General features: G+C 64.8%; 12 protein-coding genes. 6 read left to right on the top strand and 6 right to left on the bottom strand.

Annotation, left to right across the window (positions count from 1 at the left end; genetic code table 11):
* Positions 1-46: 46 nt before the first annotated feature.
* Positions 47-1,498 (bottom strand): cysteine--tRNA ligase, encoded by a 1,452-nt coding sequence (cysS, locus tag KTJ89_RS08640; RefSeq protein ID WP_259357399.1) that lies wholly within the window; start codon positions 1,496-1,498, stop codon positions 47-49.
* A 247-nt stretch (positions 1,499-1,745) separates the two neighbouring features.
* Here cysS and KTJ89_RS08635 point away from each other — a divergent pair, with 247 nt between their 5' ends.
* Both KTJ89_RS08635 and KTJ89_RS08630 read left to right on the top strand, forming a co-directional pair.
* Positions 1,746-3,308 (top strand): sodium-dependent transporter, encoded by a 1,563-nt coding sequence (locus KTJ89_RS08635; RefSeq protein WP_139909077.1) that lies wholly within the window; start codon positions 1,746-1,748, stop codon positions 3,306-3,308.
* A gap of 1 nt (position 3,309) precedes the next feature.
* Entirely contained in the window at positions 3,310-3,414 is a 105-nt protein-coding gene (locus KTJ89_RS08630; RefSeq protein ID WP_139468130.1) for a methionine/alanine import family NSS transporter small subunit, read from the top strand.
* 179 nt (positions 3,415-3,593) lie between these two features.
* On the opposite strand, the gene KTJ89_RS08625 is transcribed toward KTJ89_RS08630, so the two are convergent.
* Positions 3,594-5,087, bottom strand: coding sequence for an amino acid permease (locus tag KTJ89_RS08625; RefSeq protein WP_139468129.1), 1,494 nt, complete (start codon positions 5,085-5,087; stop codon positions 3,594-3,596).
* Between the two features lie 445 nt (positions 5,088-5,532).
* On the opposite strand from KTJ89_RS08625, the gene KTJ89_RS08620 reads away from it, so the two are divergent.
* The 3 genes from KTJ89_RS08620 to KTJ89_RS08610 all read left to right on the top strand — a co-directional run bounded on the left by KTJ89_RS08620 (position 5,533) and on the right by KTJ89_RS08610 (position 8,879).
* Positions 5,533-6,624, top strand: coding sequence for an S-(hydroxymethyl)mycothiol dehydrogenase (locus KTJ89_RS08620; RefSeq protein WP_139909079.1), 1,092 nt, complete (start codon positions 5,533-5,535; stop codon positions 6,622-6,624).
* A complete protein-coding gene (locus tag KTJ89_RS08615; protein WP_172171513.1) occupies positions 6,624-7,295 on the top strand; it encodes an MBL fold metallo-hydrolase in 672 nt (223 codons plus the stop codon). Before KTJ89_RS08620 ends, KTJ89_RS08615 begins: the two co-directional genes overlap by 1 nt.
* Before the next feature lie 171 nt (positions 7,296-7,466).
* Entirely contained in the window at positions 7,467-8,879 is a 1,413-nt protein-coding gene (locus tag KTJ89_RS08610; RefSeq protein ID WP_259357398.1) for an amino acid permease, read from the top strand.
* A gap of 171 nt (positions 8,880-9,050) precedes the next feature.
* Here the strand turns inward: KTJ89_RS08610 and KTJ89_RS08605 are convergent, their stop codons facing one another.
* The 4 genes from KTJ89_RS08605 to KTJ89_RS08590 form a co-directional block, all read right to left on the bottom strand.
* Positions 9,051-10,214: a hypothetical protein gene (locus KTJ89_RS08605; RefSeq protein ID WP_259357397.1), complete on the bottom strand. Its 1,164-nt coding sequence runs from the start codon at positions 10,212-10,214 to the stop codon at positions 9,051-9,053.
* Positions 10,215-10,298: 84 nt separating this feature from the next.
* Entirely contained in the window at positions 10,299-10,784 is a 486-nt protein-coding gene (gene ispF, locus KTJ89_RS08600; protein WP_259357396.1) for a 2-C-methyl-D-erythritol 2,4-cyclodiphosphate synthase, read from the bottom strand.
* Positions 10,781-11,800, bottom strand: coding sequence for an IspD/TarI family cytidylyltransferase (locus KTJ89_RS08595; protein ID WP_259357606.1), 1,020 nt, complete (start codon positions 11,798-11,800; stop codon positions 10,781-10,783). Before KTJ89_RS08595 ends, ispF begins: the two co-directional genes overlap by 4 nt.
* 11 nt (positions 11,801-11,811) lie before the next feature.
* Positions 11,812-12,294: a CarD family transcriptional regulator gene (locus KTJ89_RS08590; protein ID WP_025779034.1), complete on the bottom strand. Its 483-nt coding sequence runs from the start codon at positions 12,292-12,294 to the stop codon at positions 11,812-11,814.
* 352 nt (positions 12,295-12,646) lie between these two features.
* Between KTJ89_RS08590 and KTJ89_RS08585 the strand changes: the two genes are divergently transcribed.
* Positions 12,647-13,210: a hypothetical protein gene (locus KTJ89_RS08585; protein ID WP_259357395.1), complete on the top strand. Its 564-nt coding sequence runs from the start codon at positions 12,647-12,649 to the stop codon at positions 13,208-13,210.
* Positions 13,211-13,331: the final 121 nt, after the last annotated feature.

Below are 13,331 nucleotides of genomic sequence, written 5' to 3'. Positions count from 1 at the left end.
TACGTTGGGGCCGCGAGCTCGTGCCCGTGGCCGAAATTCGTCGCCCTCAGCCCTCGCCGAGGTGGTAGCGGTAGCCGTCGGACGTGTCCTCGATGACGACGCCGGCCGCGGCCAGTTCGTCCCGCAGGGCATCCGCGGTGGCGAAGTCCTTCTTCGCCTTCGCCTCGGCCCGTCGCTCGGCCATGGTGGCCACGAGGGAGTCGAGCGCCGACTCCGCCTTGGCATCGGCCGCGGAACCGGCCCAGACCTCAGCGCTGGGATTGACACCGAGGATGTCGAGCATGAGCTCCACCTCGGCGACGATCCGCGTCAGGCCTTCCCGGTCGCTGCCGGAGTCGAGGAGCTTCGCCCCTTCGCTCACGGAGGCGAAGACCACGGACAGGGCACGAGGCACACCGAGGTCGTCGTCGAGGGCGGCGGCGAATTCGGCGGGCACGTCGACGCTGCGTGAACCGTAGGCGTCGCTGACGTCCGGCAGCGCCGGCGCGTCCGCGCCGAGCGTCTGGCGGGCGCGCTGGAGGAAGTTCTGCAGCCGTTCGAGCGAGGCCGCTGAGCGTTCCATCGCCTCGTTCGAGAAGTCGAGGATCGACCGGTAGCTGGCACCGGTGAGGAAGTAGCGCACGGCCAGCGGGCTGAACGTGTCGAACAGGTCGGAGGCGAAGACCGAATTGCCCAGAGACTTCGACATCTTGTCCCCGCCCACGTTGAGCAGGCCGGAATGCATCCAGATGTTCGCGAACTGGTCCCCGGCGGCACGGGACTGCGCCAGCTCGTTCTCATGATGCGGGAAACGCAGGTCGAGTCCGCCGCCGTGGATGTCGAAGTTCGACCCCAGGTACTTCGTCGACATGGCCGAGCACTCGATGTGCCAACCCGGTCGGCCCCGACCCCACGGTGAGGGCCAGGAGGCGGTGATCGGTTCGGAGTCCTTGTGCGCCTTCCACAGAGCGAAGTCCCGGGCGTCCTTCTTCCCGCGCAGCTCAGCGCCCTCCGACAGTTCCATGTCGTCGAGTCTCTGGTTCGTCAGTGCCCCGTAGTCGCTCCACGAGGCGGCGTCGAAGTAGACATCGGCGCTGCCGTCGAGCGCGGGGTAGGCATGACCGGCCTCGATGAGGCGGGAGATGAGTTCGATCATCTCCGTGATGTGCCCGGTTGCGCGCGGTTCGCTGCTCGGCGGCAGAACGTCGAGCGCGTCGTAGGCTGCGGTGAAGGCGCGTTCGTACTTGTACGCGTGAGCGAACCACTCCCGCCCCTCTTCGACGGACTTCGACAGGATCTTGTCGTCGATGTCGGTGACGTTGCGGATCACGGTCACCCGGTAGCCGCTGTAGAGCAGCCAGCGACGTAGGGTGTCGAACACCGAGGCCGACCGCAGGTGGCCGATGTGCGGCTCGCCCTGCACCGTGGCGCCACAGACGTAGATACCGACCTGACCGTCGTTGACGGGGCGCAGGTCTTCGGTCGTGCGGCTGGCGGTGTTATAGAGCGAGATAGTCACGCCCACAAGTCTACCGGGCCTGGCTGATTTCCCCGTTTCCCGATATTCGATACACGACTGTTACGCGGCTCACGTGATGCGCGGCACATCACTCAGCAAGTTCCCAGTAAAGTGGACGCAAGAAATGAAGACCGAGGCGAGAGACCTTCTCGCATAGCGGACTTCGAACGAGCCCGACCGTCTCACGGACGAGACTGCGTGGGCTGACTCGGTCACGAATCCCCGGGACCGCCACAGAAAGGACACCATGTCTCTCAAGACATCACCCCAGAGGGAGGTCTTCGCCACCCGCGGCGCGTTCATCTTCGCTGCCATCGGTTCGGCCGTCGGCCTCGGCAACATCTGGCGCTTCCCCTATGTCACCTACGACAACGGCGGCGGCGCCTTCATCATCCCCTACCTCGTCGCACTCCTGACAGCGGGCATCCCGCTGCTGTTCTTCGACTACGCCATGGGGCACCGTTCACGCGGCTCGGCCCCGCTCTCGTTCCGCATGGCATCGAAGGTCGCCGAACCCATCGGCTGGTTCCAGACCGGAGTCGCCTTCGTCATCGGCATCTACTACGCGGCCATCATCGGCTGGGCCGGCTGCTACATGTTCTTCTCCCTCAACCAGGCCTGGGGAGACGATGCGGCCACCTTCTTCCAGTCCGACTTCCTCAACCTCTCCGACCCGGGAATCTCGATGGAGTTCGTGCCCGCGGTGCTCATCCCGATCATCATCGTCTGGATCATCACCCTGGGCATTCTGCTTCTGGGTGTGCAGAACGGCATCGCCGGATTCTCGAAGATCTTCATTCCGCTGCTGGTGATCCTGTTCCTCGCACTCGTCGTCAGGGCACTGTTCCTGCCCGGCGCAGCCGAGGGCCTCAACGCCCTCTTCACGCCCGACTTCGCAGCTCTGACTGATCCGAATGTGTGGATCGCGGCATACGGGCAGATCTTCTTCTCACTGTCCATCGGCTTCGGCATCATGATCACCTACGCCTCGTACTTGAAGAAGAAGACGAACCTCACCGGCTCCGGCCTCGTCGTCGGCTTCTCGAACTCCGCGTTCGAGATCCTCGCCGGCGTCGGTGTCTTCGCCGCTCTCGGATTCATGGCAGCGGCACAGGGCACTCAGGTCTCCGAGGTCGCGGACTCCGGCATCGGCCTGGCGTTCATGGCCTTCCCCACACTCATCTCCGAGATGCCCGGCGGCGGACTGTTCGGCTTCGCGTTCTTCGCCTGCCTCGTCTTCGCCGGCCTGACCTCGCTCGTCTCGATCGTCCAAGTGCCGATCCAGGCGCTGCGTGAGAAGTTCAGGTTGGGGAACAAGGCATCGATCATCCTGGTCGGCGGTGTGATGGCAATCATCTCGATCCTGCTCCTGCCCACCGTCACCGGACTCTACGTGCTCGACACGATCGATGCCTGGGCCAACAACATCGGCATCGTCGGCGGCGCCGTCGTCGGCCTCATTGTGATCGGATGGGCGCTGCGGAAGCTGCCGGTCCTGCGCGATCACCTCAACGCGATCTCGAGCTTCAAGGTCGGCTGGTTCTGGATGATCATCCTCGGCGGAGTGACCACGCTGGTGCTCGCCTATATGCTCATCCATCAGATCATCACCTACGCCACCGAGGGATACGAGGATTACCCGACCCTGATCACCGGGGTTATGGGCTGGGGCATGATCGGCCTGCTCGTCGTGGCAGCGATCGTCCTCACGCTCATCAAGTGGCCGAAGCAGACGATCGACGAGGCGGAGGCGGCGATCGCCGATTCCGCAGCCGAAGAGAATCTCCGCAACGAAACCAAGGGAGCCTGAAATGGGTACCTCAGCAATCATCATGATGGTCATCGCCATGGTCACCGTATGGGGCGGACTCGGCGCCGCGATCATGCACCTGCGCAAGCACCCCGACGAGGAGTGAGCACCGCGCCCACTCCGACGGCATGAGACGACGAAGGCGGTCCGATCCCCGATGACAGGGATCGGACCGCCTTCCTCGTGCTCATGTGTATTTCCCTCGCCGAGGCGGCCGGGCCGTGGTCACGGCCGCCTCGGCGAGGCCGGCGTGGCCTTGCGGTCATCCCGGCGACGGTGCCGCGGTTACGCTTCGGCCACCTCGGCGGGCCGGTTGAGTCGACTGTGCTTCCGCGAATAGGCGAAATACACGACGAGGCCGATGACCAGCCACACGAGGAAGCGGATCCACGTGTCCATGTTGAGGTTGAGCATGAGATAGAAGCAGACGATCGCGGAGACGATCGGCAGCACCGGGACGAACGGAACCTTGAACGGGCGCTCGAGCTCGGGACGGGTCCGACGCAGCACGATGACACCGATCGAAACGAGCACGAAGGCCGAGAGCGTGCCGATGTTGACGAGCTCGGCGAGCGTCGACAGGGGCACGAACGCGGCGATGACCGCGATGATCACGCCGGTGATGATCGTGAACCGGTACGGAGTGCCGAACTTCGGGTTGGTCTTCGCCAGCCACTGCGGCAGCAGGCCATCGCGAGCCATGGAGAAGCCGACGCGCGTCTGCCCCATGAAGAGGATCATGCACACGACGATGAGGCCGATGCAGGCTCCGATCGCAATGAGGTTGCCCATCAGGGGAAGACCTGCATTGACGAACGCGGTCGCCAGCGGGGCACCGTCTTCGGGGTCGATGTCCTTGTAGTTCTGCATACCGGTGATCACCAGGGAGACGGCGATGTAGAGTCCGGTGACGATAGCCAGGGAGCCGAAGATGCCGATAGGCAGATTTCGCTGCGGATTCTTCGTCTCCTCTGCTGTGGTGGCAACGACGTCGAAGCCGATGAACGCGAAGAACACCATGGCCGCTGCTGCGAAGATGCCTCCGATGCCGAAGACGCTCGGGTCGAGTCCGAAGAGCCCCTGAACGACAGGCAGGTGCATCATCGATCCGCCGGTGTCGGCAGGCTCTTCCGCCGGCGGGATGAACGGCACCCAATTCGAGACCTTGACGAAGAAGAGCCCGACGATGATGACGGCGAGGACGACGAGGACCTTGAGGAAGGTGACGATGATGTTGATCCGGCTCGACAGCTTGATGCCGGTGACCAGAACGATCGTCAGACCCAGCACAAGCAGCCCCGCGGGCAGGTTGATCCAGCCGCCCTCGGCTGTGGCGATGGCATCGGGGATGGCGAACGGCGTGCTCTCGAGGACTACCGCGAGGTACTGACTGAATGAGGTCGCGAGCGCTGCCGACCCGACGGTGAATTCGAGGATGAGATCCCAACCGATGATCCAAGCCAACAGTTCGCCCATGGTCGCGAAGGTGAACGTGTAGGCGCTGCCGGCAACCGGCACCGTCGACGCGAATTCGGCGTAGCACAGCGCCGCAAGGCCACAGGCGACGCCGGCGATGAGGAAGGACAGCGCGATGCCCGGCCCGGCGTTCGTCGCGGCGGCGTGCCCGGTGAGGACGAAGATGCCGGCGCCGATGCAGACGCCCACGCCGAAGATGACGAGGTCGAGTGCGCCGAGGTTCTTCTTCAGCTGATGTTCGGGGTCTTGAGTGTCACGGATGCTCTGCTCGATGGACTTCGTGCGTTTCCATTCGCCTGCCATGACTCCTCCTTTGCAGTATGGCAGTGAGAACCGCACCGCCGAAGGTGACGCGGATCACTGAGATTGAGTTTACCGGTCAATGATAAACCACAATGTGAGACGTATTCACCACTCTGGCCGTCGCCTCAGATCGTGGCTCCGCCCACCGCCTGCGATCCCCGTTCCGCCAGGGACGAACCGCCGGACGCAACAGCGCCGACTTCCGCTCCGCGTACCCCTCAGAGTGCACGAGACCGACGACCGATCGAGGCTGCCCGACGAACGGTTCCGCCCTCTCTGAACCATGTCAGCGCACGTAAGTGCACTGATTTCCGGACCGACCTGGTCGAGCCCAGCGTGCTTGGTTAGGGTGGGGGCTGTGAACACCCCATTCCGGGGTAGGCTCAGTCCACTTCGGGTGTTCCCATCCGCGGACACCCGTCACCGAAGACATTTAGGAGACGCAATGCCACAGACCGTCAAGGGCGTCATCTCTCGCAGCAAGGGAGCCCCGGTCGAACTCACCGACATCGTCATCCCGGACCCGGGACCAGGCGAGGTCGTCGTCGATGTGAAGTCGTGCGGCGTCTGCCACACAGACTTCCACTACCGCGAGGGCGGGATCAGCGATGACTACCCGTTCCTGCTCGGCCACGAGTCCGCCGGAATCGTCTCCGAGGTCGGCGAAGGAGTCACCGAGGTCGCGGTCGGGGATTTCGTCATCCTCAACTGGCGCGCCATCTGCGGCGACTGCCGCGCCTGCAAGCGCGGCGAACCCTGGTACTGCTTCGACACCCACAACGCTTCACAGAAGATGACCCTGCCCGACGGCACCGAGCTCGAAGCCGCTCTGGGCATCGGATCCTTCGCCGAGAAGACACTCGTCGCCGCGGGTCAGTGCACGAAGGTCCCCGAAGCGGACCCGGCCGTCGTGGGTCTGCTCGGCTGCGGAATGATGGCCGGGATCGGAGCTGCCATCAACACCGGTGAGGTCACCCGCGGCAAGACCGTGGCCGTGATCGGCGCCGGCGGTGTCGGCTGCGCGGCGATCGCCGGTTCGGCTCTGGCCGGGGCAAACACGATCATCGCCCTCGACATCGATGAGAAGAAGCTGTCCTGGGCCAGCGACTTCGGTGCCACGCACACGGTGTCGACGAAGGGCATGAGCGAGGACGAGGTCGTCGCGGCGATCCAGGAGCGCACCGGAGGCTTCGGCGCCGATGTCGTCATCGACGCCGTCGGACTTCCCGCCACCTGGCGGCAGGCCTTCTACGGCCGCGACCTCGCAGGCACCGTCGTTCTCGTCGGTGTGCCGACTCCGGAAATGGAGCTCACGGTTCCGCTGCTCGATGTGTTCGGCCGCGGCGGCAAGCTCAAGTCCTCCTGGTACGGTGATTGCCTGCCCGACCGCGACTTCCCGATGCTCGTCGACCTCTACCAGCAGGGACGTTTCCCGCTCGAGAAGTTCGTGTCCGAACGCATCGGCATCGGCGATGTCGAATCCGCTTTTGAGAAGATGGCCAAGGGCCAAGTCCTACGATCGGTGGTGGAACTGTAATGACAGCTATTGAGCATCTCGTCACGTCTGGCACGTTCTCCCTGGATGGAGAGACGCACGACGTCGACAACAACGTGTGGATCATCGGCGATGATTCCGAGGTCATCGTCATCGACCCGGCCCATGATGTCGATGCGATCGCCGAGGCGGTCGGATCCAGAGACGTCAAGGCCATCCTGCTCACGCACGGTCACGACGATCATGTGCGCGTCGTCCGCGACTTCGCACAACGGGTGGGCAACCCCACCGTGTACCTCAATCCCGATGACTATGTGCTGTGGGATATGACCTTTGAGAACTACCGTCCCGACGGACAGATCGCCCACGGCGACACCTGGACCGTCGGCGGAATCAAGCTCAAGGCCCTGCACACTCCCGGCCACTCCCCCGGTTCGACGTGCTTCTTCGTCGAGACCGGTCTGCCGGCTCCGGCATCGGCCGGTGCCGGTCGGGCCGTCGGTCCGGTGCTGTTCTCCGGAGACACCCTGTTCAACGGCGGCCCCGGAGCCACGGGACGGTCGCATTCGAGCTTCGAGACCATCATCGAATCGATCCGCGACGTGCTCTTCCCGCTGCCCGAGGCGACCGTCGTGCTCACCGGGCACGGCGATTCCACGTCGATCGGCGCGGAGAGCCCGGCCCTCGAGGACTGGATCAAACGCGGACACTGAGCCGCCGCAGGCCGGGCTCAGACCGCTCGCCGACTAAGACGCAGATCGCATAGCCGACCTGCCTGCGGTCAGGCTGTGACCGACCAGCGCAACTCGCAGACGCGGGTCGCGACCCACACGGGTTCGCGACCCGCGTCTGCGCATTCCGCCCCTGCCGGATAGACTCGTCGGGTGCCTGAATCACAGTCTTCGCAGCCCGCCGAGTCAGCGTCCGCCTCGGCCTCGGGTTCTTCTGATACCTCGTCCAACGGCCTCAAGGTGGGGATGAAGCCCCGCCACCTGGTGATGATGAGCCTCGGCTCGGCGATCGGCGCCGGTCTCTTCGTCGGCTCCGGTGCCGGAGTGCAGGCGGCTGGTCCCGCCGTGCTCATCTCATACGTCGTCGCGGGTCTCATCGTCATCTTCGTCATGCGGGCGCTGGGCGAACTCGTCGCCGCCGACCCGAATCCGGGTGCGTTCTCGCACTATGCGGGCAAGGCCATGGGCCCGGCCGCGGCCTTCGCCGTCGGTGCTCTGTGGTGGGTCCAGCTGTGCCTCGTCGTCGCCGCCGAGGCCACCGCCGCCGCGCAGATCGCCGCTTCCTATATTCCGGCAGTCCCCCAGTGGGTCATCGCCTTGGCGATCATGCTCGTCTTCACGGCCATCAACCTCACCACTTCGGGCAGCTTCGGTGAGTTCGAGTTCTGGTTCTCACTCATCAAGGTTGCCTTCGTCGTCCTCTTCGTCGTCCTCGGTGCCGCATACCTGTTGGGGTGGACCCCGGCCGAACCGCCCGCGCAGATCTTCGCCGACGGGTTCATGCCCACCGGCATCTCCGGCATCGCCGCCGGACTGCTCGTCGTCGCGTTCGCCTTCGGCGGCATCGAGATCGTTGCGGTCGCCGCGGCCGAGACCGCGAACCCCGAACGCAGCGTCTCCCAGGCGATCAAGACGATCGTGTGGCGCATACTGTTCCTCTACATCGGGTCGGTGGCGATCATCGTCCTCGTCCTGCCGTGGACGGACGACCGCCTGGCGGAGTCCCCCTTCGTGGCCGTTCTCGAGACCGCGGGACTGCCGTTCATCGCCTCGCTGCTCGCCGCGGTCATCGTCATCGCGCTGCTGTCGTCGATGAACGCGAACATCTACGGAGCGTCCCGAATGTCGTTCTCGATGTCGCAGCGGTCCATGCTGCCGCGCGGGCTCGGCCGCACCAATCGCCGCGGGGTGCCCGTGCCTGCGGTGCTGGCCACCTCGGCGTTCGGCTTCGTCGCCGTCGCACTCAACTATTTCTGGGCCGCCGAAGTCCTCGGGGTCCTGCTCAACATCGTCGGCTCCACGCTCATCGTCACCTGGGTCGCCACCCTCGTATCGCAGATCGTTCTGCGTCGTCGCGCCGAGGCGGCCGGCCAGTCCCTGCCGCTGCGCATGTGGGGCTACCCCTGGCTGTCGTATGTCACCTTGGCCGGAATCGCTGTGATCATCGGACTCGGCCTGACCGTCGAATCCGTGCGCTTCCAGATCGTCGGCACACTCATCTTCGTCGTCGCGCTCTACCTCATCGGCCTCATCGTCACGAAGCGTCACCCGAACGCGAAGGTCTGAGCCCGCCGTTCACCGCCACCGAGGCGGCTGTCGGCTTCCGTGCCCGGACCGCGGCAGTCCCCCACCCCCGGACCGCGGCAATCTCCAGCGGCCGGACCGTTGCGATCTCCCTCGCGGCCGGTTGCTCAGTCGCAGCCTTCGTCCAATGCGGGCATCTGAACTCGTCGAGCCTCAATCGTCAAGTGCGTCCAATGCAGCAACGAGCTCCCGCAGGGCGTGGGCTGGATCTGCCGATTCCGCCCAGCCGGCGAGCATGTCCCGCGACTGGCCCACGTGCCGGGCAAAGTGCCTGCCCGCATAGTTCGTCACGTCGATCGGCACGATCCTCTCGACTGCTTCGAGCACGACGTGCGCGGCGGAACCGAACACGGGAACCTGCACCCCGAGGCGGGTCCGCACGGCCTCGCTCGCAGCCTTCGCAGGGCGGTCAAGGTGTGATTTCAGTGCGACCCAGCTGCCGTTGCGGACGCTGAGTTCGGCGACGAAGGGAATGAACACCGCCGGCGGCAGAAGCACGGCCTCCATCGGCACCGGCAGTACGAGTCGACCCAGCCTGCTGACAAGCGCACGCACCGCGGTCGACGGTCCTGCGACGAAGAACCGGGGCGCACCCGCAGGTGCCCAGAACGTCACTTCATGCCCGGGTTCGGCCTTTCTGCCGACCACTCCGTCGAGACCGCCGGTTGTGAGCACACCTCCGTCGGCTTCCTCGGCCCGGTTACCCTCTGTACGCACACCTCCGTCGGCATCCCCGGCACGGCTGCCCTCAGCGCGCACAACCTCAGCCGGCGCGCCTGGGTCCAGGCGTTCGGAGAGGAACGCGGGTCCGAATATGACTGCTTGAGTGCCGGGGAAGACTGCTCGTGCTCGATCGAGGTCTCCCTCGACCTGGCTCGTCGTCGCAATGAACGCGGGCGAGATGTCCCGAATCGCCGAGACCACCTCTGCATCGAGATCATCCGGCCTAGTCGTGAGCACGATGAGGTCCCAGCTCCCATCTGCGGCAGCAGCAGCCCAGTCTGAGATCGTCACCCGTCGAGTCGCAGCTACGCGAGTCACCGACCAGCCATCGATCGAGCCCGCACGCCGGCCTTCAGCTCCCCCGATCTCGCCCTCGTTGCTGCCTCCGGCTCGTCCGCTTCCTTGCCTGCAGCTGCCGTCTCCAACTCCCACCTTGCGCGAATGGGTCGGGTCGAACACGCTCACACGTCGCGGATAGGTCGCCCGCCCATTGGGACCAGCGGTGCGGGAGACGACGGCGACCTCATGGCCATCGGTGAAGAGCGCGGCCCCGGCGATGCCGATGGCGCCGGCTCCTTGGAAGAGGACTCTCACTGCTTGTTCCTTCCTCGGCGCACCTGGCTCGGTTCGAACAGAGAAGTGCGTCTGACTCGATTCTGGTGGTTCAGAGCTGTTGAATCAGTTCGGATGAATCAAGGCGGTGGCGATGGCGGCGATTCCTTCGCCTCGCCCGGTCAGTCCGAGTCCGTCAGAGGTGGTGCCCGAGACCGACACGGGTGCGCCGGCAGCAGCCGACAGCACCTGTTGGGCCTCTGCACGGCGCGTGCCGATCTTCGGTCGATTGCCGATCACCTGGACGGAGATGTTTCCGATCTCGAAACCCGCCGCGCGCACGATGCGGGCCGCCTCGGCGAGCAGCACCGAACCCGAGGCACCGGCGAATTCCGGACGATCGACCCCGAAGTGCTCACCGAGGTCGCCGAGCCCCGCGGCGGAGAACAGCGCGTCGCAGCAGGCGTGGGCGGCCACATCGGAGTCCGAGTGCCCTTCGAGTCCTCGTTCGCCCGGCCACAGCAGTCCCGCGACCCACAGTTCGCGTGCGGGATCGGCGGCGAAGGCATGGACATCGACGCCGGTGCCGATGCGTGGAATGATCTGATTCATCGCGTCTCCTTCGCCGAATCCGGCGCGCCCGGTCCGGGGACGACAGCTCCGGCACGCATCCGGGCGAGCTGTTCCGCGAGGACGAGGTCGAGCGGATAGGTGATCTTCAGCGCCTCTTCGTCACCGTCGACGGCGACAACCTCAACGCCGAGGCGTTCGACGAGCCCCGCATCGTCCGTCGGCAGCACTCTGCCCTGCCGGCCTTCCCCGGCCGTCGGACCTGCCTCTGCAGTCGAGCCCGCGCCGTCGGTTGGGCAAGCGTCATCGGTCGTGACAGTGCCATCGGCCAAGCCAGCCCTTTCTGACGCGCCGACCCAGTCGGCAGCAAACTCGTCATGGGCCCGCCTGAGCACCTCGGCGCGGAACCCTTGAGGCGTCTGGACCCGTCGCAGCTCGGCCCGGTCGAGGTCGCCCCGCACCACTGCACGCCCGCCGGCGCCCACAGCGACGGCAAGATCTCGATTGCCTGGTCGATCCGCGGTGGTTTCAGCGCCAGAATCGCCGTGGATCGACCAAACAATCCCATCGGAAGCGCGCTCCGCACCCGTGCCTGCACCTGAGCTCGAATCCGCACCGACGGTCTCGTGCGAAACGACCCTCCGCACGGTGTCGACCATCGGCAGAACCGGAACGACCGCCTCGGCGCCGGATTGCAGCGCGGCGACCACTCGGGTGAACACATCAGGCGGGGTCAGACACCTCGCCGCATCATGAACGAGGACGTACTCCGCATCTCGGTTAAGTTTCAAGGCTGTTTGCACCGAAGAATTGCGATCACTGCCACCTGCTACGGCTGTAATTGAAATTTCGCATTTCATCCGCGTGGCTGCTTCGGCGATTTCTTCTTGCGCCTGCAAAAGGAAATCCTCGGGAGCGGCCACCACGATTGCGGAGGCGACTCCCGAGGAGATGATCGTCTCGAGGCTGCGGGCCAGAAGGGTCCGACCGTTCACACGGACGAAGGCCTTCGGCTCGCCGCAGCCCAGACGGGATCCCGACCCTGCGGCCGGGACGATGACACAGGTGCTCAGGATGCGAGCACTTCGTCCAGCAGAGCTTCCGCTTCGGACTCTTCCTTCTTCTCGGCCAGTGCGAGTTCGGAGACGAGGATCTGGCGGGCCTTCGAGAGCATGCGCTTCTCGCCGGTCGACAGGCCACGGTCCTGCTCTCGGCGCCAGAGATCACGGACGACCTCGGCTACCTTGATGACGTCACCGGACTGCAGCTTCTCGACATTGGCCTTGTATCGACGGGACCAGTTCGCGGGCTCTTCGACGAATTCGGCACGCAGGACGTTGAAGACCTTTTCAACGCCTTCTTCACCGACGACATCTCGCACACCGACCAGATCGCAGTTCTCTGCCGGAACTTCGATCACGAGATCGCCATGGGCGACCTGGAGCTTGAGATACAGCTTCTCCTCACCTTTGATGGCACGTTTCTTGATTTCTTGGATTGTCGCTGCACCGTGATGTGGATAGACAACAGTGTCGCCGACCTGGAAACTCATATTCTCTTCAAACCCCTTTCGCGGAATACCAGTTTACCATGAGGCTCGCCACAGAAATCGCTCAGGGTAGCGAATCTTCATGCTAGGCTCCGCCTCTGCCGCGCACCGCGATGAGCCCGGCTGCCGCCTCTGCCAGCGAGTACATCGGGAGAGGGCGCATTGCCGCGAAGCTCGGCCGAGATCCTCGACCAACCGCGATGCAGACCGAACTTCGCTGCCTCTTCACCGAAACTTCAACCGCGACGCGCCCGAGCGTCGCGGAACCTCGTCCACTCCGACCACCCGGTTCTACAGCGGGTCAAAAACCGGGTAGTATACAGACTGATCTTGTATTGCCACTTCAAGGAGCATAATGAAACGGCACAACCGCGCGGCTCTCGCCGTTGCCGCACTCGCTCTCGTTATCCCCGTCAGCGGATGTGCAAGCCTGCTGTCTCCCCATCAGACCGCCGAATACCACTACAACGGCGGCGATGGAGCCTCGGGAGCCGTCGGCGACGTCGAGGTCCGTGGGCTCATGCTCATCACGGATCAGGAGAGCTCCGGTCCGGCTCAGCTGTTCTTCACCCTCATCAACAAGGGTGACTCCACCGCCAAGGTGTCCATCGAGGTCGCCGGCACCACGGTGAGCGAATCGATCAAGTCCGGCGACACCTTCGTCCAGGACCCGAAGAGCCCCGAGACCTCGTCCAAGGAAGTCGTCACCGTCGACAGCCTCAAGGCGAAGCCCGGCGACCTCGTCGACATCACCGTCAAGAACGGCGGCGAAGAGAAGGTCATCGAAACTCAGCTCCTCACCGACACCCTGCCGTATTACAACGAGTACGTGCCGTCGGAATCGCCGTCCGAGTCCCCGTCGGACATGCCGACCGAGGATGCCGGTTCCGCGGAGGGAACCGCGACAGCCAACGGCTGATCCGCCTTCCTCGAGCACCGGGACCCGTCCCGCGCGAGAGCACAGAAGGAGCCGCTCACAGATGTGAGCGGCTCCTTCTGCATTCACGTCCGGCCAGCGATCCCGACCTCACCAACCCGGC

It is taken from the genome of Brevibacterium sediminis (assembly GCF_024895295.1).
GTDB lineage: Bacteria > Actinomycetota > Actinomycetes > Actinomycetales > Brevibacteriaceae > Brevibacterium > Brevibacterium sediminis.
Note: the sequence above shows the minus strand (reverse complement) of the source record. Positions and strands in the feature narration are given on the sequence as shown.